Below are 23341 nucleotides of genomic sequence, written 5' to 3'. Positions count from 1 at the left end.
TTCAATTGGCATCTGAAGGAGACAAGAATGAGCAAAAAAGCTCTTGTCCTAGGTATTGATGAATACCCAGAATGTCCGCTTTGCGGCTGTGTTAACGATGCAAAAAATGTTGCATCGTTATTAGAAAGAAATGCAGATGGCTCAAAGAATTTTGACACTATCTGTCTAACAAATCAAAAATCCAAAAGAAAATTGGAAAATGCTATTCGAACTCTTTTTCAGAATGACGACGATATTGCTCTTCTCTATTTTTCTGGACATGGTTCAAGAGTTGATGAGAGCGAATATATTTGCGTTCCTAATGAAACAAATGGAATTGATAAAATCCAACTTTCAGATGTTCTGAAAATTATTCATAAATCAAAATGTAAAAATAAAATTGTAATTTTAGATAGCTGTTTTTCAGGCGGAATGGGAGACAACCCTTTTGATGGGGACTGTGCTTCATTAGCAAAAGGCGTAACTATTCTTTCAGCAAGCAGAGAAAATGAATCTGCCGCTGAATCTAATGGTCATGGAGTATTCACTTCCTTATTATGCGGAGCTCTTAATGGTGGCGCCGCAGATTTACTTGGACATATTACGCCAGGTGCTGTTTATGCATATATTGACAAAGCTCTTGGAAGCTGGCAACAAAGACCTGTTTTCAAAACAAATGTACAAGAATTTATTTCTTTAAGAGAAACAATGCCACCGATTGCTTTAAAAGAATTAATCGCTATAAAAGAAATATTTTCTGACTGTGACAGCATAAATCTTGATCCATCATTTGAATTCACAAACAATCCAAATGAGAGACATGACTATATAAAACCTTTCGCAAACGAAGACAATGTAAAAAAAATGAAGCTTTTACAGAAATTCGAAAGTGTCGGTCTTGTTGAACCAGTAGATGAAGAACACATGTATTTCGCAGCAATGCATTCAAAAGCGTGCCGTCTTACACCGCTCGGTTTGTATTATAAATCACTTTCAAAAGACAACAGATTTTAAGGAGTTCTATATATGAATAAGAAACGCACTTTTATAAGTTTTGATTATGATAATGATGCCTGCTTGAAAAATTTTCTTGTCGGACAATCAAGAAATGAAGATTCTCCATTCGAAATTATTGATATGTCCATAAAAGAAGCAATTGATTACAACTGGAAAAATAATGCCAGACAAAGAATAAAATCTTGCGATGTAGTAGTCGTTATTTGCGGAGAGCATACTGATACCGCCACAGGTGTTTCTACAGAACTATCAATTTCACAAGAAGAGAATATCCCTTATTTCCTTCTTCAAGGCTATCCTGACAAGAATTGTAAAAAACCAAAATTAGCAAAACTCTCAGATAAAATTTATACTTGGTCTTGGGATAATTTGAAAGCATTATTTAATGGCAGAAGATAAATTTCAGCATTAGCCAAAGCTAAAAGCAACCGTATAACTTCACGATTGTTTTTAGCTTACATAGTCAATCCTACACATGTCTTTCCGAAACAACTTGAAAAAAAAACTTGACAAATCAAAAACAATGGTATAGACTGCTAGGCATGAACACAAGCAACTGGGGCGGCAGAAGAGAAGGCTCAGGCCGGAAGCCCACAGGAAAGAACATCGTGAACATGACTCTAACTTTTCAGAACGCAAGGCAGGCAGAGATAATGCGCTCGCTTGCCAAAAACGCGGGTCTTACGGTGAGCCAGCTTGTGATAAAAAGGTTCGGGCTTGAGCACGTGGAGAACACAGAATCGCTTCCCGAAAGCATAACAGGAAACAGAAGGCTCTGCTAAGGAGACCTCAAAACATTCCCGGTCGGAAAACAAGCTTTATTTTTTTATTTCATTTCCGCTTGGAATCATAGCCGAATTACGTCGCCGCTGTCCGGAAAGCTAGCATAGCTCCGCGCCGTAAATAACCGCAAGAAAACAAAACAATGGAGTTATTTATGACAGCGCAGGAATTCAAGAAAAACTTCCCGGATGCCTTTTTCGTGAAGACAAAAAAATTCATCGACAAGCCGAGCTATCAGCTGATAAAGGAATCCTACATTCCCGAGGACGACTCGCCTCTTCCATCCGTGGAGCAGCTGAATGGGAACACACGCCTGTACCCCCTCTCAATCACCGCATATCCGAATGTACTCAGAAGAATGAGCGCGATGGAAGCCGGAGCATGGGCAGTTACAAAATGTCTCCAGCAGAAATGGGAGCTTACGCTCGACAATTTCCAGTGCTGCCTCGCAAATCTTGAGATGGACTTCTAGGCAAAAATCATTCAGCATCAAATTTTTAACAGTGAAAAAATACCCCCTGCTTGAAACTTTTTCGGGGGGGGGTAAGATGTATAGTATAAAACAATTCGGAAGGAAACAAAAATGAAAGAAAGAAAAATCGGATTTGGGAAAATAAACGAGTACGGAGATGAAGTATCGCTGCTTCTTAAAGAATATACAATCCAGAAAATCGAGAAGACACAGAAAATCATTGAGCAACGGTATTCCACTGGGGCAAGCTCACAGTCGGTATCAACAGAAACCACTGTTTTCCTTGACAACAACGAATGCTTCTCCCTTGACGGAGACATAAAGCTTCTTTAAGGCTGGCACGTAAGGGAGACATACATTGCAATCGATAAAGACGAATATCTGCACAGCTCCGTATGCCCGGAGGCAAAGACAACGTTTTTCGGAGCTGACGAGTACATCGACGGCAAATTCAAATTTCTGAGATGGTATGAAACCTACTACAACCAGATAATAAAGCTCTGCAACAAAAATGAGGAGAAATACGCTGTCGAGCTTGAAAGTGAAATACATAGGCAGCGTATGAGCGCAATTCAGGGAAAAGACACAAACAAAGTTCAAAGCCTGCGGAAGCAGTACGGATTCAACTATCTTTCAGTTCCAAGAGGCAGAGCGACATGGTGGCCGCCGAGAAACCTCACTGCGCATCTGAGGTTCAGATTTCTTTGGATTATGTTCATAATAACGACATTCCTTGCATGGATGATAGACGGCTACTTTTTCCCGAAAGCTTATTTCAGCCTCAAATGGCTTCTCATCGCAGTCGGAATTTCACTGCTTTTAAACATAGGAGCAGTGCTGATTTTCAACAGCCCGAGGAAAAAGGCTTTCAAGAAGCTCATGGAGGCAAAAGCAAAAATGCCTGACTTCTGCAACAAGATTCTCGACGAGATGAACAGCATATATAGCAAATTCTCAAAAGAAGGAATCGATGCAATTTCGGAAACGGCGCAACAGAAATCATAAAGGCGTTCAAATGAAAAACATCAAGAAACCAATGGCAATTTTAGCCGCAGCAGTCATAGCGATATTTTCATCTTCCTGCGCAACAAGCAGAAGTTTCTTCGACACAAAGCCTTACGAGGAGACTGAAGAAGAAAAGGCGATTCAGTATCCGTTCAAGGTGTTCGGCTGGTATAAAAACAAGCTGATTGAGATGGAATTCAGAGACAAGAGCAACCTGATTGTCTCGTTCCCGAGAATCGGCGGAGCAAAGAAAGTCTACTACAAATACCAGATGTACAGCACGCTCTATTCCTGGAAAAAAGGACACAGCGACATGCAGATCTGCGGAATCGAGCTCAAAGTTCTTTGTGTGCAGGAAAAGCCGTATTACGGATATGACTGGCTTGACTTCTGCCGGAAAGGAGACTTCTCAAAACCTATAAGCGACCCTATGAACTACACCGACCGCCGCACAAGAAACAAGATGGCGATTATGGACTTTTTCGGCGACAACCTCACCTATAAGAAAATTGAGGAAGGCGACTTCGACATTTCTTACAGCGCGCTTCCTGTCATAAGATTCCAGAGAATGGACGAGGAGATAAGACAGGAACGGCAAAGAAAAAGGGAATACCAGCGAACCGGCGGAAATACATCAATCCGCAAGGAATACTAGCTTTGATGAAAATTTAAATTTTCATAGATTAAAACTATCTTAGAAAGGAGTTTACAAAAAATGAAGAAAACAGCAATCACTATAGCGGCTCTTGTCGCCGCGGCATTGTTCATGTCATGCTCGGACGGAGGAAGTTCTGGAAGCAACGACAGCAGCGAGAACCAGAATCCATCCGCCGGGGAAAAAACATATGTAACAGCAAAGTTCGACCTAAATTTGCCTGATAACACGAACCTTGAGTACGGATATTCAAACAACGAGCAGATTTCCGACATAACAAAGGAAACAGGAACTTCAATAACGCTTCCAGGAACAGAGTGCTACTACTCAAAATGGAGCGGAGAAACTTTCATCTGCAACTACAAATTTTCAGGATGGAATACAGAATCTGACGGAAGCGGAATCAGCTACAACGCTGGAGACTCTTTCACACTGAATGAGGACATAACTTTCTACGCTCAATATAAAGCCTCATTATCAGATGACAGCGACAATGACGACTCTGAAAGCGGCGATTTCCTTGACATAGCAACAACAGCTGAATACAAAATGAAAGTCGGAGAAACGATAAAGCTCAAGTCATCATGGAACGAAGAATGCTATTATTCAATCTATGAAAATGAGTACGACGCAATATCCCTGAACAATGACATAATCACAGCCGAGACAATAGGAACAGCAACGGTCAAGATGACATCAAGCACCAATTCCTCAAAGGCAGGATACTGCATCATCACTGTAACATCGGACTCGTTCAGAGGAACTGGTCTTGACTACAAGATGATTGGAAAATGGAAAGACGGAAAAAACAGTCTTGTATTAAATTCAGACAAAACAGGCTCTCTTATAGTTTATACAGGAGACAATCTTATGGCTGATGCGACTTTCAGTTGGAAAACATTCTCCGAAGGAAGCGGAAGCAACAAACGCAACTACTTCAAAATCTACGACTCTAACGACACTATCGCTAAAAATGATTACCTTGAAAAGGATTATACAATAACATCAGTTTCTAGCAGCACACTGAAAATAAAGGGATACCTTGTTGTCTTTGGCAATCTGGAGACAACCTGGACTAAGGAAAACTAAAACCGGATAAACCAACAGCACCGCAAAGCCTATCATCAAGCCTTGCGGTACTGCTGGTTATCATCTATATGTACTCAGACAGTTTCGGGTCTCGAAATAAACAATAAAATTTATTGAAGTTCTGTTGTCTCCGTGACTTATGTTGACATTTATTGTTCCGGCAGGGATTTGCCTTTTCAACGAAGTGTCCCGGCTATACTGTAAGTATTGAGCCGAAATATGTTTAGTATCTATGCCTTCATTCAGTATCACCCTTTCTGATGACCCTAAATCCTCGTTATAGGAATTCTCTTTTCTTGTAGTGTAATACCATGCTGTTTTCATGAATTTGTCTACAGGCATACACTCACCATCAAGGGAGCTGTCCCTTTCAAACGACCAACCGTTAGAATCAGCAGTTCTTTTGGATATATCAAAAGAATGAGAGCAGCTTTTCAGTTCATGCTCATCTGTCCCGACTTCCCAGACTTCACTTCCGGTACGTGTGTTGTAGAGATAATATTTCATCCACCCATGGCTCTTCATATAAGGGTGATGATTTGTGGAGTCATGTTTCATTCTTATCTCAAAGTCATCAAGGTTAATAGGCTGACCATTCGGATAAGACCTTGAACCGTTGTAAGTCGGAGCATACCCCTTTAGAATCTGATAACATGATTCTGTATAATCATTCTTATGAGCCAGTGTAAATGTACCATTTTTGTTGTCTTTAAAATCAAGTTCCTGATTGTTAAGATTGGTACTTATGGAAATAACAGGATCTGCTTTCTTCTCCTCAATCGGCAGACTTACCGTCACAACCTCCCCATCGCCAATAATAAGGGCTGAATCCGTAAGACTTGAATAATATGCCCGTTCATTTGAAATTGAGGAAACATCTGATATTATCTCAGGCTTTACAGTAAGCCTGTCATAGTTGAATTTTACGGATATATTTGCATTTCCTATTTCTTTCTTGCCGTCTTCTGCCTGATGATTTTCAGCGGTTATTTTTATTGTACATTTGCCTTCTTTCACAGGAACTATGGTTATTTCCCCATTGCCGTCATTATCCTTTTTCACGGAACTTGAAAACAAAGAGTCATCGCCTGAAAATTGTATGTCCGCATCAGCAGGACTGACATGATATTTTACGCTATATGATTTATCTGGAGAACCTGACAATCTTGTCGTATCAACACTGAATTCATAGTCCCACGCAACCCTTACAGCGCACTGGGCTTTCGCGCCGCCGTCCGTAACGCAGGCGAGTGTTCCGCTTCCCTCCTTGATTCCTGAAATCTCGACCTGTCCGTTTCCTTCAGCATCGCAGCCAAGGTCGCGGTACTCAAAGTAGTCCTCGCCCACTCCCTGGGACATTGTCCAGGTAAGAATCGCGTCCGCAGGGCTTACCGTGTATCTCAGAATCTTTGAATGGAACGGCTGGACTTTTCTTGAGTTCGTCTCAAAGACAAGGCTTTTTCCGGCCTCGACAATGACAGTGCATTTTGCGACGCTTGAGCTGTCAGGAAGCTGAGCCATAACTGTCGCCTCGCCGACTGAGACCGGATAGATTGTGACTTTCTGTCCGTTTCCCATAACGCGCGCCACTTCCGCTCCGTTCGCGCCCTCGCAAGTCCAGATGAGATTGTTGTAGTCGTTGCTGCTTTCAGCGTTCTCGATTGTCGCCTTGAGCTGGCTTCCGCTTGAGCCTTTGAGAATCGTCATGTAAGTCTTGTCGAAAGTTACAGCCTTTTCAGCAGTACCCGGAACAACAACATAGAACTGCAATGTGCTTGCGGCTTTCTCGTGCGAGCAGGTTATTACAGCCTCGCCGCTCTTCAGCGCGGTTATGTAGATTGACTGCCCTTTCACAGTTCCGTCGGAGCTGATTCCAGTTACCTGAACAATGTCGCTGTCGGAAGTTGTCCATTTAAGGTTGTACTGGTCGGAATTCGTCACACCTGTTCCTGTAAGCGTCGCGCTCAGGCTCTGGCTTTTTCCCTTGTTCACAGTGTAAATTGTTGTTGAGGCCGTTATATAGACAGCATCGACAGACTTCTCCTTTACATAGACCATCATCTCGGAGCTTGCCTGCTCAACGCCGGTGCTTGTCGCAATAAGCCGCGCCTTAACAGTTGTTGTGCCAGCTCCGACCGCCGTAATCTGCGCAACAGACTTTGTTCCGACTATCGAGCAGATATTGCTGTTCTCGACAGAATACTCAATGTGTGTTGAAACCGTTGTAGTCGGAACTTCCATGTTCACAAACTGCACGCTGCCCTGCTCAATCGTCATGCTTTCCTTCGGGAACGAGAATTCAGAATACTGCTGCACGTTCACGATTATCTGCTGGTCATAAGCCGCCTTCGGGTGGTGAATCGTTATCGTGACGCTTCCAGCCTGCTTCGGCGTAATCGTGCAGACATTCGCTGAATACTGAAAATCGATTATGTCATAGACATCAAGCGACCAGCTGAAATTGTACTTGTCGTTGGCGCTTCCGTTCACAAGAGTCGCCGTTACAGTTTTTGCTCCGTCCGTAGGCTTCATCGTGATTATGCTGCTCGGAACGCTGATTGAGCACTCGCTTTCCTTCACCTCATCGCAGACAGCAAGAATCTGCGCCGGATAAGCTGCTTTCGGGTGCGATACTGTTATATAGGTAGTTCCTGCTTTCAGCGCGCGGACTTTTCCGACCTCGTTCTGTCCGTAAACAGCGCATATTGAAGAGTCATTTGTAGACCAGACGAAATCGGAGAAATCGCTCTGCTTTCCGCCGACCAGGTCCGCCGTAATTGACGTGTATGTTGTTCCGACATTCAAGTTCATCACGCTTGACGTGAGCTGAATATAAGGATTTGCCGCGGCTGCAACCGGGTCAACGCACTGGGCGATAATCTGGAGCGGATACTGGCAGTACTTGCTTGTAACTGTAATCATCGCAGTTCCGATTCCGTTTCCCTGAAGAACCGCAGTCGCGCCGCTTGAAGTTACATCCACGACATTCGGATTGCTTGAACTCCAGCTGTAGCCGTCAAGAACAACCGAATCAGAATTCTTCACAGTAACAGAGACGCTCTTTGTGTTGCCCTCGCCGACCGCGACAACATTGCTGCCTGTCGTGAGATAGACATATCCTGCAAGCTCCTCAGAGGAATTTCCGACAACGACAAGAACCTTCTTTGTAAGCTCGGTTGCTGTATGCGAGATTGTGATTTCCGCCTGGCCGCTTCCGACCGGCTTTATATATGCAGTTCCGTTTACGGACTGGGCTGAAATTTTTGCGATGTCCTCCTTGTCGATTGAGAACTGAAATCCGTTCGTGTCTGCGCCGGAATAGTTCGCAAGAACAGCCTGAAGCTTCTGCGCGGAGTCATCACGGAGCATCGTGATAACGTCCTGAGATGAAATATAGACAAGAGGCTCTGCCTCTGGAATGACGTACTCGCTTCCGACACGCACATAGATTTTCAGCGTGTTCTGGCTTTCCGAATGCGAGATGTTTATCACAGTCTCGCCCTCGCCTGCCGCCGTTATTGTCGCGGAAGTTCCGTTCGCCTGTACTGTAGCAACAGACTCATCTTCAGCCTGCCATTTTATTGATGAATACTTGCCTGCAGAAAGATTCACCGCGCTCACATTCACAGCCGCAGTTTTTCCGGCCGATTTCAGCGAGACGACGTTCTGCGTGGTTGTAAGATATACCTCCGGGTCTGTCTGAACTGTTCCGACAGGATAGACTGTTATCTTGAAGTCGCATGAGTATCCGTCGATTGAACCAGTGAGCGTGCAAGTTCCGGCTTTTAATCCTTTTATCGTGCATGAGAGAGGATTGTAAGAATTCTTGTCCACTGAAATAACCGCCGGGTCGGAAGTTGTCCAGGTGAACATCGAGAAGTCGTAGCTTTTTGTCTCGTCTGTCTCCTCGTCGTACTCATCGAATCCGACAGCATTACAGAAGACAATCGCTTCCTTTCCAGCCTCAAAGTTGTAATAGAGCTTGTCGGAATAAAGAGCCTTCATGCTCATCAGCGTCTTCTCGTCATCGGCTGTCATGACAAGGACTGTCTTGTCCTGCTCCGCCTTGCTGTGGCTCACCGTTATATGCGAGATTGTCTGACCTGTTCCGTAGGACGGAGCTTTTATTGTGGCGGAAGTTCCGTTTCCCACAACAGAAAGCCTTGAATCGTCATTGCTCCATTTTATGTTCTGCTCATCTGCTGAGGACTTGTTCTTTCCGTTCAGCCCGACAGAATATTCAGTCTCGCTTCCGTTCAGGACACGCACAAGGCCGTTTCCTGTAAAATAAAGAGGCTCCTCAAGAATCGCATCCTTGTCCAGAACTTTCACGAGAATTTCAGTCGCGTAGACAATCTTCGGATGGCTCACGGTGATTACGGCAGTTCCCTCGGCTTTCGGCGTGATGTACGCAGTTCCGTAGGCATAGGTCATCGCGGCCGCCCTTGAATGAACTGCGCTTCCGTCCGTTGTCTCAAGAGATATGACATCTCCACTTCCTGATGACGGAGAGCTTTTCACTGTCCAGACAAAACCCTTCTCGTCTCCGTCATCGCCGCCGCGAAGGCTCATAGATACAGATGTCGTATCCGCGCCGACTTTCGTTCTTATATAGTTCTGGCTTGTCGTGATGTAGCAAGAGGCATCAACAGCGTCCTTCAGCTGCCCTGTCACAATGCAGAGAACTTCCCTCGGATAGGCGGCTTTCGGGTGCGAAATGACAAGCTTCGCGCTTCCGTTTGCAAGGCCACGCAGCACAACCTGGTTTCCAACAGACGAGACTATCTCCGCCGCGCTCAGGTTGTCGAGGGAATATCTGTACTCATCAACCGAATACTCGCCTATGTCGATGTTCTCAAGCTCGCAGGTTACAGTCTGCTCGTCAGTTCCATTCAGGGTAATCATTGTCCTGTCCGGATTTATGTAGACATTCTTCACAATCGTGATTACACGGCAAAGAATATCAAGAGGATATGCCGCATCCGGATGAGTGATTCTTAAAGTGCAGCTTCCGCCTTTGAGAGGAGTTACAACCGCATTGTTTCCGTTGAATGAAAGCCCCACAGGGACTTCGTCTGAATCCTTTGAGACAATCTCCCACTTGAACGCGCTGTCCAAAGAGCCTTCCTTTCCATTCACCAAGGAGCAGCTTATCGTCTGCTCTCCGTCGCCTTGGTTCATTGTAAGAATGTTCGTGGAAGTCGTTATATAAGGAACATTTGTCGCGTCGGCAAAGACATAGACTCCCATGTAGTACGGATAGCTCGCCTTGCTGTTTGTAACCTTGATTCTCGCATAGCCGGAATTCTTCGCAGTTATAAGGCAGTACTGGCCGGTCGGCTGGATTGTGGCGACAGATGAGTTGTCTATTGTCCAGGTATAGCCGTCGATGTCGGAAGCATCTCCGCCGTAGAGAGACACAAAGACCTTTTCCGTAACGCCCGGACTTGTCTGGATAATCGAAGTGTTTGAATAAATGTACGGCTCAGTCGTTTCTTCATATCCCTGCTCAAAGCCTGAGACCGTTATTATGCAGGTCGCGTCAAATCCGCCGTAAGAACAGCGGAGCGATGTCTGTCCTTCTGCAAGAGCCGTTATCGTCACACCGAAATTCGAGGCTGTGTCGCAGCTGATTATCTTCGAGTCATAAGACCACTTGAACTCGCAGTCTCTTTGGCTTGTAGAAGGATTTACTTTTATTGTAATGTAATCCATCGAGCCGACTTTCATTGAAAGCGTTGACTTCGCAAATGAAAGCGAGCTGATTTTCACACCGTCATCACCGCCGCCGCTGTCTGAGACATCGTTCCAGTGGCAGCCTGAAAAAACAAGAGCCGCCGCAATCATGAGCAGCGGAACAGCATTCCTTAAAAATTTCATCTTTAACTCCAGAGAATTTTTTTTCAATGTCTATTCGTGCGCTCATTTTTGTTTCAGTTTTCTATAATGAAAAATCCGCTTCTATAAAATTTCTATTCGTGACTGCGGACTGTCCATATCCGTTTTGTTTTCAGCGTGTCCTTACATATTTCTGCTCAGCCTGATTCACCTTGCACGGCGGAAGCTCAAGCGGCACATTCGTGATAAGCTTGATTTCTCTTCCAACTGGAACTGCAATCGTAGGCTTTATGTCAAGCGCGCGGTCGATAATCTTGTTCCCGATTTTTGTCGACTGCGCCCACACGTCGGTCATCGCGTTCTGGATATACTCGTTGTTCTGGCTGTTTATGCTCTTTGACATATCGGTCTGAATCATCGAGTAGACGGCAATCATTCCAAGAGCCTTCATTGTCGCCCACGGATGGTTAGACACGCTGCCCTTGTATCCGCTTGCGCCCTGCGCGCTCACTCCGTTCATGTTGCCCAAAGAGATTCTGTAGCCGTCAGGACGTATAAGAAGATTCCATGCCACCTGCACCTTGTTCTGCCCATAGCTGACAGAGCTGTTGTAGGTCGCATAAAGAAGCGAGCCTTCGGGAATCAGAAGAAGCGAATGGTCGTAGCTTGAGTACACATTCTGCGTCACTCTGGCAATCACAACGCCGGGATTGTCCGTGTTTATCGCCGTAACAAGCGCGCCTGAGATAATCGTTCCGTCCCAGAGCGTGTTGTACGGAAGAAACTGTCCGTTTCCTGTTCCGCTTCCCTGATTGTTGAAGAATTCCTCGCGGTTAGACTGGTAAGCCGCGCTCTGGTTCTGATTTCCGCCGCCGTAACTTCCGCTAGAGCCGTAGAGGGAATTCTGAATCTGCTGAGTGCGCTGCATCTGCTGCGCGATGTATTCCTCCTTTGTCATTCTTGACGTTGCTGCCGTCTGCGGAAAATTTCCGTTCATGACTGCGCTGACAATATTGGAGTTTGCGTTCACCGCCGCGTAGTCCTGCCCCGCGATCCCCTCGATTTTTCTTGGCGACTTTGAATTCCTTGTGTCCGGTCTGTCAGACTTTGCGGATGAGGCCGAGCGGCTTCCTACAGATGTTACCGGAGCTGTTCCGCTCTGTAGCTCAGGCGGCAAGGTGGAAAGAACATCGTCCGCGTCCTTTTCGCTCATCGGCTTATCGCCTTTCTTCTCTTCCTCAAAAATCTGCTGGACATCATCTTTCACCTCGGGAGCTTTCTCAGTCCTCTCCTTGAATTCAATTGCTGTCTTGCTGCCGGACTTGTCAAGCTCACGGCTTTGGATTTTTTTCTTTGACTTTGCCGAGCCTGCCGCCATAACGATAAGAAAAATCACTGCGACCCCGATAAAAATTAGCGCAAGGATATTGCCCACGTTAAGCTCGCGCGCCTCATCCTTTTCCTCTTCAGGCGGCGGAAGTTCCTCGTCCTCGCTCTCAATCTCGTCGTTCAGGTTCATAGGAGAGGCGTCAAGCTCAAGGTTCTCATCCTCATCGATATTATTTTCCAACCTGAGCCTCCTCTTCCGCGGCGATTTTTTCCGCAATTTTCTGGCTTGTCTTTTTCTTCTCTATCACGACTTTCTGCTTTCCAAGACGGAGAGTGACTTTATTCACAAGGCGCGGAACGACAAACACATTCTTCTTCACGGAATAGTTCTCTATCTCGTTCTTCTCATTGAAGAGGACTGGAAGCTTTTTCTGAAGCACAATCTCGTCCACCTGAATATATGTTGACTGGCCGTCATCGTAGACACGCTTTGGCAAAAATTCCGGCTTCTTGAACATCGAGTATTTCATCTTGTAGTCGAATGACAGAAGCTCAGGATTCGAGATTCTGATGAAGTCGTTCTCGACGGAGCGACTTTTTTCCACCGACTTTTTCGCATAGACATTTTTTCTTCCGGGATATGTGAATTTCACAATCGCCATGTGTGTGTCGGCAAACGACTTCACGCGCAGATGGTAGACACGGCGGTCGGTTATGATGATGAGGCTGGAGTCAAGCTTTGAGAACGCGGGCTTCACAAAAAAATGCTGGACTTCCTCGCCTGTCTCGGAATCAACAGAGACACCTGCTGTAAGCTCCCACACACTCTCGTCCTCTGAGAAAAAAGGAGTTCCTTTCACAGTCTCGCCGCGCTCAAGAACAATGTCCGTAAGGTGGTACGGCTGGGCGTAAATCTCGTACACAAGATTCTCATTATATTGATAGAAGAAAGTTCCGCTTTTATAGTTCTCCGGTTTTACAGTCGCTTTCTTCTGGCTTTCCTTTACAGCGTCATAGCCGGTTTCAAATCCGCGCTCAAGCTCAGGAGCGTCCTTCTGCTCAGGAATATAGACAGGACGGTCAACAAAAACAACTGTGTCCTCTATGTCCTGTACTTTCAATTCCTCCTGAACATAGTAGCCGTTAAGCTCCGCCTCGTTTCTCAGCTCCTCTTCCTCAAGCGATTTTGCGCCGCTGTCGTCAAAGTCCGTCTGGTTCACGCTCTTCTCAAGGTCTTTTGTTGTTGAGCAAGACAGAATCAGGAATGCCGCCGCCAGAACCGACACGTGCCGGTCGATTTTCTTTCTAGTTTTCATTTTGGTTCTCCAGTTGATAAGACTTTTGTGTTTATTTCCTTCATGTCGAATGCGGTTATGTAGATTCCAAGCGGATTGTCCTTTATGTCATCTTCACTCGGCTGCAAGGTTTTCACGCTTATTACCGCGCGGTAGGCCACATTGCTGACAACAGAGCCTGAGACCTGACGCGTCAGAACCTGATAGTCAATCTGATAGGAATCTTTTGAGAGCTTCAGCGGCTCTGTCTGAAAAAGCACTTCCCTTGTGCGCGTGCCGAAATACTCAAACGGCTTCTCCTCTTTCACAAGGGATGAATATTTTGACGCTGTTGTGGAAGTCAGAATGTGGTAGATTTTATTGACAGATTTTTTCATCACAGTCTTGTCAGTTGAGAGCGTGTGATAGAGGTTAAGAAAATCCTTCACCTGATACTGCACGGCGACTTCCGGAACATTGAAGTCCTGGTAGTTCTTCCGCGAAACAGGGCCGACATATGACGTCTGCCCGAAATCATTCATCGTCACAATCACAGGGATTGAGTCAGGCTGGGCGACCGCGTACAGGCTGATTCCGATTGAGAGAAAAAACGCTAGGCAGGAGATGACAGCCACAATCCGAAGAATATGGTTCTCCCGGCGAATCTGTCCTGTAATCCAGTCGAAATGCTCAAGCTGCGGATAGAACGGTGTCTGCACTTTTCCAGCAGGAGGATATTGTTTTGTACTCATAAAGTATCTCCAAGAAAGGGCGGGCAGATACTTTTGATACAGATTACAAATTTTCAAGACTACAGTCAATATTGATTTTATTACATATATAGATATTTTGTAATAAAAGAAATTTATTCACGCTTTCCGGAATTTCCTCTGCTTCTAGGTGTGCCTGCAACACGTATGCTTGAGTCCGTGACTTGGCGCGAGAGGCTTCTTGTTCCGTCCTTTATCTCTACTGACTTTCCCAGAAGGTCATCTTTCTTCAGCTGCCAGACAGGAACATAGACAAGGGATTCACCGCTTCTTATGACAAGCGCATCGTTCCAGCTTTCGTCCTTGTCGAACGAAATTACATTCTCAACAGTTCCGCTGATTCCGCCGCCTGAGTAAAGCTCAAGCTTTCCGCCAGATTTCCGATACTCGTCAAGGAATGTGTTGTACCGCCCTGTAGCGACAAGAACATCCTTCCATTCAGTTTTTAGCTCATAGAATCCGGCTTTTCTTACGGCAAGATTCATTTCAGAAAGAAAAGCAAGACGGTTCTGCATTTCAGGGCTTAGAAGACGTGGGCTTATTTTTCCGGGATATTTCTCAAGCTCCTCGTCAAGCCTCGTCCAGCGTCTTGCGACAACAAGGTTTTTCTGCGCCGCAAGAATTTCCTGCTGTGTCCGCTCCCCGACCATCTGTGTCGCGATGTACGAGAGAGTCTCCCTCATTGTCCGCCTAATCATCTCAGGCTGAAAATAGACACGCTTTCCGTTTTTATCCCTGCCGTTTATGCAGATGTGGGCATGGCGGTGAGCTGTGTCCGTATGAACCGCCCCCTGCCACAAAAGCCTGTAGCCTGTCATGGTCTCGGTTCTCCTTATGAACTCAGAGGCAAGGACTTTCAGGTTCACGTTCTGGTTTTCAGGCGAGATTATGAACTTGAAATGGTCCGGAACTTTCGCGGCCTCGTACTCGGAATTTTCAGTGCCGAAAAGCCTTGGCCTGTCCATGACATCATTCTTGTTTTCCTGCGGCATATAGGTTGAGAGATACTTTTCATGCGCCTGCATCGAGGAGCTGTGCGAGACCTTGAACATCACGCGCTGGTCTTTCTGGTTTGAAAAATTTGAGAGCAATGCTCCGCCTCGTCCGCCGCCTGAGAATCTTCCGCCGTCACCACGACCGACACGTGTCGGTTTTGCCGCAAGCAGCTTCGAGAGCCGCCACATGTCGTCCTTCTTGTAAGGAACTTTTCTTACCTTGTAGAGGTCTTCCTCATAACTCTCCTTTGTCGGACGGCTAGAGAATATGTCTTTTATTGAATGTGATTTCATGGGCTAGCTTAGCGTTCAAAGCTTGAATCTAGCTCTCTTGCCTTTTTATTATGACTGGCTCTTCCTTCAAGAACATCCTCAATCATTTTCATGTCAAGAGATTTTCCGTCCTCGGAAGAGAATATTTTTCTTACAGCAAATGTGCCATTTTTCGGGAAACGCTCATATATTTCAAGGCTGTCGGCAAAGCCTGACTCGTATACTGCCTTTATCGTTTCTGGAAGCTGTCTTATCACAAGGTCATGATGAGCCTTGTCAACCGCCCTTGCAAGAAGCGGATTCGTTTCCCTCATTTTTTCATAGCGTTCCTGACAAGACTTCCAGCTGGTCTCCTTGTCGCATATCTGGATCGCGATTCCTGTCTTATATCCAGCCTGCTTCATCTTTTTCAAGGTTGAAACTGGCGTCGCGGAAGTGCGGAATGTTCCCTCGACAACAATGTTGTATTTTTCAGATACCGCCTTGTCTATAAGCACTTCTGTCATTCGTCCTGAAAACTTTGATGTGTATTTTGGGGATTCCTCTTTGTAAAGATTCTGGATTTCCTCAAAATGAGGATGATAAGGACGGAAATCATCGCCGGAGATGGAGATTATATTCTTGTTCAGCCTTGCGGAAAGCATATTTGTGAGCGTTGTTTTTCCAGCTCCAGGCTGTCCGCCGAGAACAAAACCTTCAGGAGATTCCTCTGCCTCAAGAAATGGATTCATCAATTTTATCTGATTCCAGACAATCTTAAACTTGTCATTAAACTCTTCATTTGTGCAATTCAGTTCATTGATAAGATACATGGCTACATAGCTCTCAGTTGCTTGATTCTTGTGGTCGTGGCCTTATAGTCTATATCATTGAAATCTGTGTTTATAAGTGTGTGCTTCAGCCTGCACAACGCTCTTTCTGAATCTGCTCGGTCATCAGTATCGTTTTTGTTGTGAAGCATTGCAAGGCTGTAAGAAACAAGCTCCAAAAGAACATCCTTTTCCATTATTGTAGCCATAGGCCCGCCTCCATAAATGAATTCTATTTCACACAGTATTATTTTGTCAAGTTCCTCTTCTGTCATTCAGTAACCTTTACATCTTGAAGATGAATCGCATACACCGGCTTGTCTATGCGCAGGTCGGTACACTTGCCGTCAACAGTTTCTATTTTGGAAACTGTTGCGGATAGGTATCTGTCTGTGTAGCCAAGCCGAAGCCGGCACTCTCCGACCTTGAACTCAATGGAGCTTCCGATACGGCTCGCTATCGAAGTCATTGCAAGGCAATATTTCTTGTTCTCATTCGGATAATTCCTTGCGATTTCAGCGGCGATTCTTTTAGTCCAGTACGGTTTGACTTCCCTGTACTCGACAGTTTTCTCGCCGCTTCTGATTTTCTCGTACCATTCCTTTTTAAGCGGAAAAGTCAGCATTTTTTCCTCCTCATCACAAGCTCAAAATCTACGTTCGGGAATTGGATTGAAAATTCCTCTTTCTCCGACATCTGATCCATGAACCATTCAAAAACAACAGCCAGAACATCATCAGTTACATCTTCTTTCTTGCCTGTGAATTTGAATCTTCCGCCGCCAAGCGGTTTTGATGTGCCGTAATAAATGCGGTTGGAAAGACCGCTTACCGCAAACTGTTTCATTTTCCCCCAAGCCCCCTCGCTATCTCTGTCTGAAATTCATCAACGTGTTTTGAAATTTCCCTGTGCGCTTCTTCCGCATTCATTCCGTCAAAGCAGTAGTCGCCGCTTATGCTCCGCCATGGGCACAATTTTCCGTATTCATGGTATGCGCTTTCGCAGTTATTACATTTGGCATTAAGAATTTCATTTTCTGTTATTTTCATTTTTCTCCTCGACCGACACGTGTCGGTTCAGTGCTTTTCTGAATATTCCGCCAGCAGAAAATGTGCGGTGGTTCTGCCTTATCCGCTTTTCAATTCCAATCAATTCATTATCTACGGAAGAGCTTTCAAACATATTCAGATTGCAGAAATTCTCAACAGTTTCCATTGCATTTTTCTTATCCAAAAATTCAACATTGACGCTGACATCGGAAGAATTCCTCATCGCAGAACTCCAGACTGAATACCAGCTCAAATATATTTTTTTTCTGAGCTGCCATTCTTCATTTTTATTATCAGGCTTAGCCAAAACCAGAAGACGGAATCGAGGCCTGCACATTCCTTTGTCGATGTCATAATCCACATGAAATTTTCTCAAAATGCCGGAATATTTCTTGCTGAAAAAAGACCATCGGCTGTTGCTCCATATTCTCCAGGCGCGGAACATTATATCTGCCATCTCCACAGTTTCCTGAAGTCCGCACCATCCGGCATCAAGAGAAATCCTGCACAGCAAATCCGGCGAATTTTTTATCACCTGAGCTATCAACAACTTTCTCTTTTTTGAAAAATACATTTTTTTCCACCAATGACATATATTTTCACGTCTAAACCTGTAATAAATATGTCATTATAGAAATATATTGTCAATGTATAAATATTTCTCACAATAAAACAAATTTCAAAAATCTCATGTAAAAATGCAACATAAATCAGCCGTACTACACAGCCAATTATAGAAGAAAACAGACAGCCGCATTACACAAAAAACGCACGTAATACATATAATTCCAGAACTGGAAACAAAATAGCACGGCTTGTAGCACAAACCTTTATCTTGCGTCCAAGAGTTACTCTTTTCTCTCTTTTGCTCATTTCCACTCTTTTCAATAACGGCTCTTTTTCAGAAAATTCTTCTAATGACTTGTAATGCACGACTTTATCGGAAAAACTTCTTTTTTTTCATAAGACGAACCGACACGTGTCGGTTCAACAGCAGCAGCGGACACACCTGCCCTTGAAAAATCCTGAATATCAGTCTATAAATTGAACTGAACTTCTGCCCGCCCGAAGGAGTTCAATATGCTTATCATCGCAGAAAAGTCGAATGTCGCAGAGGAATTCGCCAGCGCGCTCTCATGCAGGAAAACTGGCGGAATATATTCCGGCGGCGACATCACAATCGCAAGCGGCAAGGGTCATCTGTTCAGTCTGGAAGAGCCGAAACACTACACTTCCGAATATCTTCCAGTCATTCCGGACAGATTCGGCTACCGAACAAATCCAAAGACAACAGAAATAACCAAGGTTGTAATCAGCCTTCTGAAAAAGCACCGCAACGATGAAATCCTGATTGCTACCGACGCAGACCGCGAGGGAGAAGTCATAGCAAGGGAATGCCTTATGATGGCAGGAATCACAGACTTCAGCAGGATAAAAAGGTTCTGGGTTTCGCAAGCTCTCACTGCGGAAGTCATAAAGAACGGAATCAGAAACGCAAGGCCGCTTGCAGAATACAACACGCTCTCCGCGCAAGGATTCGCACGGCAGCACGCGGACTGGCTTGTAGGAATGAACTTCTCAAGATACATAAGCCGCGCCGCAAACAAAAAGCTCCCAGTCGGCAGAGTCCAGACAGCGATTCTAAGCGCAATCTCGGAAAGATGCGACGCAATCAGGAATTTCAAAAGCCAAAAATACTTTGAACACTATGGAATATTCCGACCGACACGTGTCGGTTCAAGCAACGCAGGCTGCGCAGGAATATATTTTGAAAACAGCACGACAAAATTCCCGGACGATTCAAGAAGCCGAAAACTGAAAGAATGTGCCGGGAAGAAAGCAATCTTGAAAGAAAAAAAGGAAGAGGAAAAATCCGTTGAGCCGCCGCAACTCTACAACCTGAACTCAGCGCAAAAAGACGCGTTCAGGTTTTTCGGCTACAGCGCAGACGAGACGCTCTCAATAATCCAGTCGCTATATGACGACCTGAAATGCGTTTCATATCCGCGCACTCCGTCCAAAGTCATGGGAAGCGGAAACACAGGACTTTGCCGCGATGTGTTTGACGAGCTTTGCAAAGCATATCCTAAATACAGGCAGCTTGCCGAATGCGAGGATTTCTCAGCATCAAACAAGAGGTGCTTCAACGACAAAAAACTCGAAGCCCACCACGCCCTGATTCCGCTGAAAGCCCTTCCTGAAAACGCAGGCGAGAAGCAGATGAACGTCTACACTCTGATTCTTGAGCGTTTCATGGCGGCCTTTCTCCCAGAGGCAAAATATATCCAGCAGGTCTATATTCTTGAAACAGAAGGAAAAACTTTCAGAATTTCAGGAAGAAAGACAACTGAGCCTGGCTGGAAAAAGTTTTCTGACATACTGTCCGACCGACACGTGTCGGTTCAAAGTGAAGAAACAGAAAACGAGGCTCAGTGCCTTGACGGAATCGACTGGAACTCGCTTGTCCTTTCAGAAATTGAGACAAAAGAAAAATGGACCAAGCCTCCAAAATATTTCAACGAGGCAAGCATTCTCTCGTTCATGGAAAAACCGAAGCCCGACCGACACGAGCCGCTTCATGATGAGCAAAACGAAAGACTTGTCGGGCTTGGAACTCCGGCAACACGGCACACATTCATTCCGAAACTCACAGCGAACGGATACATTGAAGTCCAGAACAAGAATTTCATCTGCACAAAGCTCGGCGAGACGCTCCTTGCAGCTTTGAGAAATTCCGCGCTGAAACAGGTCGCCGACATCTCAGCGACAACTCAATGGGAAAAAGATCTTGCGGAAAATCCTGAAATCTTCGAGAAAAAAATGAAGGACTTTGTGAGGCAGGCTGTCAGCACTGAAATCAAAATCGACCGCTCAGGAATCACGGCGGATGAAATCAAATGCCCAGTCTGCGGAAAGCCTGTCAGGGAAAGCCAGAAAAGCTGGTTCTGCACAGGCTACAAGGACGGCTGCAAATTCAAGTCGCTATGGAAAGAAACACGCGGAGCAAAATTCACAAAGTCAGACATAAAGGCCTTATGCGAGGGAAAAAAAACTTCTCTTAAAAAATGCACGAAGAAAGACGGCGGAAGCTACGAGTGCCGCTTCATCCTGAACAAAGAGAACTCATGGGAAATTGAGCCAGTGTTTGAGAAAAAGAAGAAAAAATGAACTCACCCCGTGTCGGTCGTAAATAACATCAAGGCTTGTAGGAAACTCAGAGGCACTTCCAGATGCCGCCCGTGCCTAAGCACGGCGAGTTTTCCATAAGCCCTCATTTCTCATCTTGAAAAAACAGTTTGACATATCAAGGTTATTGTGCTTATTTAAACGAATCGGACATTGATATGCGGCGAAACATTAGGCTCGGAGAATAACAAAATCCTGCAAATTCTTTTGACAGCTGTATAGCCAGCCCGACAAGGAATCTGCCAGAATGAAATACACACTTGAACACGTCAGAAACAAGCACCTGACAATCTGCGAGCGCACGCTCATCCAGCTCAGGCTCAAGGACGGACACACGGTCTACTCAATCGCAAAGGAGATAGGCTGCGCGTACAACACTATCAAGAACGAAATCAGAAGAGGCTCAAAGAAAATGTACAGAAGCCGCCGCCTGTGCTACCGCGCGGAAACAGGGCAGGAAAAATATGAGGCAAACCGCACTAGCTGCCACAGAACCGGAAAATTCCGTGAATGCGCGGAGTTCATAAAATGTGTTGAAAGCGATTTTTCAAGTCCTCTGAAAAAATGGTCGGTGGATGCCTCTGCCGGAAGGCTCAAAACAGAACGATTTTTCACAAAGAAAAATTCAGTCTGCACAAAAACGCTCTATAACTGGATTCACAAAGGAATTATGGAAGTGAGAGTCTCAGACCTGCCTGAAAGCCTGAGACGGAAAAGACACATCCATAAAAATAGAACAGGAAAGATGAGGCTGGGAAACAGCATAGAAAACAGGCCAGCGGAAGTCGCAACACGGAACACATTCGGACACTGGGAAATCGACACTGTAATCGGAAAAAAGAAAGGAAAGAACGCTGTCGTCCTGACGCTCGCCGAGCGCAAGACGGATTTCTACATAACGCGGAAGATTCCAGCGAAGGCAGCCAGTGCGGTCAATTCGGAAATCAAGCGGCTGTTCTCAGACTTTGGAGAAAACCCAGAGAAAATATTCAGGACGCTGACATCGGACAGAGGCCTTGAGTTTGCATCGCTTGCGGAGGTTGAAAATGAAGGCACAAAAATATACTTCGCGCATCCGTACTCGTCATACGAGAGAGGAATCAACGAGCGGCACAACAGAATTTTAAGACGTTTCATCCCAAAAGGTACAGACATCAACAAAATCTCCGAGGCAGAGCTTGAGAGAATTGAAGACCTGATAAACGGACTGCCAAGAAAAAGACTGGGCTATAAGACTCCAGAAGAACTTTTCAATGAGCAACTTGACTTAATCTACAGGCTTTGAAAAAAAAATTCAAAAAATAGTGCAATTTGATATTGCAATTTTTGATTAAAATTTTCAATAGAATCATTATATTTATTAAGCCGTAAATAACTAAAACCTATACAATAATAATCAATACCAATGTAAATATGATTGCTTCCATACTTCTTAATGTCAAATTGCAGACTTCTTTCATAATAATTAATAGCTTCTTCATATTTTCCAGCATCATAATATTCATTCGCAACCTCAAAATCTGTTTTTTGGTTCTGCGCAAATGAAGTAGCCGCGTTAAGAGCAAAAATTAAAAGCAAAATAAATTTCTTAAAACTCCGCATATACTCTCCGTTATAAAATGTGAATTAGCTATGTTATAAATAAAAAATACAGCCAATAAAATTTACTGGCTGTAAATATTTATAAAATAGGCTAGTTTGTAAAAATCTGGAAGCAGCTATCCCACTTTGAAGTATTTTTTACGATTACATAAAAACGTCCAGTCCAGCGAGGGTAAAAGCTGACATAGCAGTTCATATTATAGCTTGTATCTCTTGCGATAAAATTCCAGTTCTCATAATAAACATACAAATCCAAGTCGGCGTAATCAATTGATTCCACATAAATTTCAGCAAAAGAATTCGCGTAAAAAGGAACATTGAATTGTGTTTTTCCATTGTATCCATAAGCCCAGCTATACTGATATTTTGGACCGCCAACAGCGCCTCTCGTATTGCTGGATTTTATAAGCTTTTCAACTTTTTTAATCCAATTTGCAAAAGTTTTGTCTTTACCAACAAGTTTTTTTGCATCTTCAATCAGTTTTTCAGCTGTATATCCTGACTCACTTGCTGCCTTTCCGTCTTTTGATTTTTCACCTTGAATTTCTACAGTTGCATCAAGTTTTTGAGTAGGAACTTGAGCCATAATTTCAGCAGCCTCAATAAGAGCAGAAGCAGAATTATTTTCGTACCCATATTTTGCGAGCGAATTTGCAGTCTGCAATATTTCAATGTCAGACGAAGCCTTTTGTTCTATTGCCGGCTTTTCCTCATCCATTTCACTCTGTGAAAACAAAGACATTCCAAAAGGCAAACTCATCGCCATTGCCACAACCAAAATTTTCATTTTCATATAAAACCTCCATTATTTTATATTCTTTACTGAATATATTTTTTATTTATTTTCCCTAAAACGATTAATTAAGTCCTGTAATCCAGGATGATTTTGTTTATCATAATTTAAGTAAAATTGGAGAGAATCCAATGCACTAGTCAATGCATCCTCTCCAAAATCATTGTAAATACATTCAAAATAATATTTCGCTGCACTTTCACTCATCGCATGTTTCAAAGGCTTCCCATTTCTCATAAGGAAGAAATCCGTTATATAATCTCTCGCAGAGCCAACATTCATATTTATTTCTGAAGAAATATGTTTTGCAACATTATTTATCATTTCTGAATGTGGATAAATAGCTTTTGCTTTTTCATAACACATTTGAGTCATAAAAAATGTTATTTCACCCATTCTTAACCTCCTTTTAATTAGTTGCTT

24 protein-coding genes are annotated in these 23341 nt (G+C 44.4%); 10 read left to right on the top strand and 14 right to left on the bottom strand.

The genetic code is table 11. The features are described 5' to 3' along the window. Positions 1–27 precede the first annotated feature (27 nt). The 8 genes from Q0H92_RS03530 (at position 28) to Q0H92_RS03495 (ending at position 5000) form a co-directional block, all read left to right on the top strand. Complete coding sequence (locus tag Q0H92_RS03530; protein ID WP_296012031.1) at positions 28–993, top strand: caspase family protein; 966 nt, start codon at positions 28–30, stop codon at positions 991–993. A 12-nt stretch (positions 994–1005) separates the two neighbouring features. Further along, on the top strand, positions 1006–1395 hold the full coding sequence (locus Q0H92_RS03525; RefSeq protein ID WP_296012027.1) for a TIR domain-containing protein: 390 nt from the start codon (positions 1006–1008) through the stop codon (positions 1393–1395). Positions 1396–1538: 143 nt separating this feature from the next. Then, on the top strand, positions 1539–1778 hold the full coding sequence (locus Q0H92_RS03520; RefSeq protein ID WP_296012023.1) for a hypothetical protein: 240 nt from the start codon (positions 1539–1541) through the stop codon (positions 1776–1778). 155 nt (positions 1779–1933) lie between these two features. Beyond that, positions 1934–2251, top strand: a complete 318-nt coding sequence (locus Q0H92_RS03515; protein ID WP_296012022.1) for a hypothetical protein — start codon at positions 1934–1936, stop codon at positions 2249–2251. Positions 2252–2362: 111 nt separating this feature from the next. Then, complete coding sequence (locus Q0H92_RS03510) at positions 2363–2584, top strand: hypothetical protein (protein WP_296012019.1); 222 nt, start codon at positions 2363–2365, stop codon at positions 2582–2584. 228 nt (positions 2585–2812) lie between these two features. Beyond that, on the top strand, positions 2813–3256 hold the full coding sequence (locus Q0H92_RS03505) for a hypothetical protein (protein WP_296012016.1): 444 nt from the start codon (positions 2813–2815) through the stop codon (positions 3254–3256). 10 nt (positions 3257–3266) lie between these two features. Next, complete coding sequence (locus tag Q0H92_RS03500; RefSeq protein ID WP_296012014.1) at positions 3267–3911, top strand: hypothetical protein; 645 nt, start codon at positions 3267–3269, stop codon at positions 3909–3911. Between the two features lie 60 nt (positions 3912–3971). Beyond that, positions 3972–5000, top strand: coding sequence for an InlB B-repeat-containing protein (locus Q0H92_RS03495; protein WP_296012013.1), 1029 nt, complete (start codon positions 3972–3974; stop codon positions 4998–5000). A 60-nt stretch (positions 5001–5060) separates the two neighbouring features. Here the strand turns inward: Q0H92_RS03495 and Q0H92_RS03490 are convergent, their stop codons facing one another. From Q0H92_RS03490 to Q0H92_RS03440, 11 genes are all read right to left on the bottom strand, one after another. Next, positions 5061–10880, bottom strand: a complete 5820-nt coding sequence (locus Q0H92_RS03490; protein WP_296012010.1) for a hypothetical protein — start codon at positions 10878–10880, stop codon at positions 5061–5063. A gap of 130 nt (positions 10881–11010) precedes the next feature. Beyond that, the gene (locus tag Q0H92_RS03485; protein ID WP_296012007.1) at positions 11011–12408 is read right to left on the bottom strand and encodes a TrbI/VirB10 family protein; all 1398 of its coding nucleotides are present in this window, start codon (positions 12406–12408) and stop codon (positions 11011–11013) included. Next, complete coding sequence (locus Q0H92_RS03480; protein ID WP_296012004.1) at positions 12398–13483, bottom strand: TrbG/VirB9 family P-type conjugative transfer protein; 1086 nt, start codon at positions 13481–13483, stop codon at positions 12398–12400. Before Q0H92_RS03480 ends, Q0H92_RS03485 begins: the two co-directional genes overlap by 11 nt. Further along, positions 13480–14193, bottom strand: a complete 714-nt coding sequence (locus Q0H92_RS03475) for a type IV secretion system protein (RefSeq protein WP_296012001.1) — start codon at positions 14191–14193, stop codon at positions 13480–13482. The genes Q0H92_RS03480 and Q0H92_RS03475 overlap by 4 nt, the downstream gene beginning before the upstream one ends. A gap of 113 nt (positions 14194–14306) precedes the next feature. Continuing rightward, entirely contained in the window at positions 14307–15500 is a 1194-nt protein-coding gene (locus Q0H92_RS03470; protein ID WP_296011999.1) for a hypothetical protein, read from the bottom strand. An 8-nt stretch (positions 15501–15508) separates the two neighbouring features. Next, entirely contained in the window at positions 15509–16291 is a 783-nt protein-coding gene (locus tag Q0H92_RS03465) for a zeta toxin family protein (protein WP_296011998.1), read from the bottom strand. Between the two features lie 2 nt (positions 16292–16293). Next, a complete protein-coding gene (locus Q0H92_RS03460) occupies positions 16294–16497 on the bottom strand; it encodes a hypothetical protein (RefSeq protein ID WP_296011995.1) in 204 nt (67 codons plus the stop codon). A 62-nt stretch (positions 16498–16559) separates the two neighbouring features. Next, positions 16560–16913: a hypothetical protein gene (locus Q0H92_RS03455; protein ID WP_296011991.1), complete on the bottom strand. Its 354-nt coding sequence runs from the start codon at positions 16911–16913 to the stop codon at positions 16560–16562. Next, a complete protein-coding gene (locus Q0H92_RS03450; RefSeq protein WP_296011988.1) occupies positions 16907–17134 on the bottom strand; it encodes a hypothetical protein in 228 nt (75 codons plus the stop codon). Before Q0H92_RS03450 ends, Q0H92_RS03455 begins: the two co-directional genes overlap by 7 nt. Continuing rightward, positions 17131–17337: a hypothetical protein gene (locus tag Q0H92_RS03445; protein WP_296011985.1), complete on the bottom strand. Its 207-nt coding sequence runs from the start codon at positions 17335–17337 to the stop codon at positions 17131–17133. Before Q0H92_RS03445 ends, Q0H92_RS03450 begins: the two co-directional genes overlap by 4 nt. Continuing rightward, a complete protein-coding gene (locus Q0H92_RS03440) occupies positions 17318–17911 on the bottom strand; it encodes a hypothetical protein (RefSeq protein WP_296011982.1) in 594 nt (197 codons plus the stop codon). Before Q0H92_RS03440 ends, Q0H92_RS03445 begins: the two co-directional genes overlap by 20 nt. Positions 17912–18417: 506 nt before the next feature. Here Q0H92_RS03440 and Q0H92_RS03435 point away from each other — a divergent pair. Beyond that, on the top strand, positions 18418–20505 hold the full coding sequence (locus Q0H92_RS03435; protein ID WP_296011980.1) for a DNA topoisomerase: 2088 nt from the start codon (positions 18418–18420) through the stop codon (positions 20503–20505). Between the two features lie 265 nt (positions 20506–20770). Next, positions 20771–21808, top strand: a complete 1038-nt coding sequence (locus Q0H92_RS03430) for an IS30 family transposase (protein ID WP_296011978.1) — start codon at positions 20771–20773, stop codon at positions 21806–21808. Here the strand turns inward: Q0H92_RS03430 and Q0H92_RS03425 are convergent. The 3 genes from Q0H92_RS03425 to Q0H92_RS03415 all read right to left on the bottom strand — a co-directional run bounded on the left by Q0H92_RS03425 (position 21796) and on the right by Q0H92_RS03415 (position 23314). Next, positions 21796–22125, bottom strand: coding sequence for a tetratricopeptide repeat protein (locus tag Q0H92_RS03425; protein ID WP_296011975.1), 330 nt, complete (start codon positions 22123–22125; stop codon positions 21796–21798). The two genes, Q0H92_RS03430 and Q0H92_RS03425, sit on opposite strands and share 13 nt — an antisense overlap. Before the next feature lie 91 nt (positions 22126–22216). Continuing rightward, entirely contained in the window at positions 22217–22918 is a 702-nt protein-coding gene (locus Q0H92_RS03420) for a hypothetical protein (RefSeq protein WP_296011974.1), read from the bottom strand. A gap of 42 nt (positions 22919–22960) precedes the next feature. Then, entirely contained in the window at positions 22961–23314 is a 354-nt protein-coding gene (locus tag Q0H92_RS03415; protein ID WP_296011973.1) for a hypothetical protein, read from the bottom strand. Positions 23315–23341 lie beyond the last annotated feature (27 nt).

This window comes from uncultured Treponema sp. (assembly GCF_934725225.1).
Lineage (GTDB): Bacteria > Spirochaetota > Spirochaetia > Treponematales > Treponemataceae > Treponema_D.
The sequence above is the reverse complement of the archived record's forward strand: the minus strand, read 5'-3'. Positions and strand labels throughout refer to the sequence as shown.

Coding starts and splice junctions, on each gene's coding strand:
- Q0H92_RS03530 (WP_296012031.1), top strand. CDS start 28: ATGAGCAAAAAAGCTCTTGTCCTAGGTATTGATGAATACCCAGAATGT.
- Q0H92_RS03525 (WP_296012027.1), top strand. CDS start 1,006: ATGAATAAGAAACGCACTTTTATAAGTTTTGATTATGATAATGATGCC.
- Q0H92_RS03520 (WP_296012023.1), top strand. CDS start 1,539: ATGAACACAAGCAACTGGGGCGGCAGAAGAGAAGGCTCAGGCCGGAAG.
- Q0H92_RS03515 (WP_296012022.1), top strand. CDS start 1,934: ATGACAGCGCAGGAATTCAAGAAAAACTTCCCGGATGCCTTTTTCGTG.
- Q0H92_RS03510 (WP_296012019.1), top strand. CDS start 2,363: ATGAAAGAAAGAAAAATCGGATTTGGGAAAATAAACGAGTACGGAGAT.
- Q0H92_RS03505 (WP_296012016.1), top strand. CDS start 2,813: ATGAGCGCAATTCAGGGAAAAGACACAAACAAAGTTCAAAGCCTGCGG.
- Q0H92_RS03500 (WP_296012014.1), top strand. CDS start 3,267: ATGAAAAACATCAAGAAACCAATGGCAATTTTAGCCGCAGCAGTCATA.
- Q0H92_RS03495 (WP_296012013.1), top strand. CDS start 3,972: ATGAAGAAAACAGCAATCACTATAGCGGCTCTTGTCGCCGCGGCATTG.
- Q0H92_RS03490 (WP_296012010.1), bottom strand. CDS start 10,880: ATGAAATTTTTAAGGAATGCTGTTCCGCTGCTCATGATTGCGGCGGCT.
- Q0H92_RS03480 (WP_296012004.1), bottom strand. CDS start 13,483: ATGAAAACTAGAAAGAAAATCGACCGGCACGTGTCGGTTCTGGCGGCG.
- Q0H92_RS03475 (WP_296012001.1), bottom strand. CDS start 14,193: ATGAGTACAAAACAATATCCTCCTGCTGGAAAAGTGCAGACACCGTTC.
- Q0H92_RS03470 (WP_296011999.1), bottom strand. CDS start 15,500: ATGAAATCACATTCAATAAAAGACATATTCTCTAGCCGTCCGACAAAG.
- Q0H92_RS03465 (WP_296011998.1), bottom strand. CDS start 16,291: ATGTATCTTATCAATGAACTGAATTGCACAAATGAAGAGTTTAATGAC.
- Q0H92_RS03460 (WP_296011995.1), bottom strand. CDS start 16,497: ATGGCTACAATAATGGAAAAGGATGTTCTTTTGGAGCTTGTTTCTTAC.
- Q0H92_RS03455 (WP_296011991.1), bottom strand. CDS start 16,913: ATGCTGACTTTTCCGCTTAAAAAGGAATGGTACGAGAAAATCAGAAGC.
- Q0H92_RS03450 (WP_296011988.1), bottom strand. CDS start 17,134: ATGAAACAGTTTGCGGTAAGCGGTCTTTCCAACCGCATTTATTACGGC.
- Q0H92_RS03445 (WP_296011985.1), bottom strand. CDS start 17,337: ATGAAAATAACAGAAAATGAAATTCTTAATGCCAAATGTAATAACTGC.
- Q0H92_RS03440 (WP_296011982.1), bottom strand. CDS start 17,911: ATGTATTTTTCAAAAAAGAGAAAGTTGTTGATAGCTCAGGTGATAAAA.
- Q0H92_RS03435 (WP_296011980.1), top strand. CDS start 18,418: ATGCTTATCATCGCAGAAAAGTCGAATGTCGCAGAGGAATTCGCCAGC.
- Q0H92_RS03430 (WP_296011978.1), top strand. CDS start 20,771: ATGAAATACACACTTGAACACGTCAGAAACAAGCACCTGACAATCTGC.
- Q0H92_RS03425 (WP_296011975.1), bottom strand. CDS start 22,125: ATGCGGAGTTTTAAGAAATTTATTTTGCTTTTAATTTTTGCTCTTAAC.
- Q0H92_RS03420 (WP_296011974.1), bottom strand. CDS start 22,918: ATGAAAATGAAAATTTTGGTTGTGGCAATGGCGATGAGTTTGCCTTTT.
- Q0H92_RS03415 (WP_296011973.1), bottom strand. CDS start 23,314: ATGGGTGAAATAACATTTTTTATGACTCAAATGTGTTATGAAAAAGCA.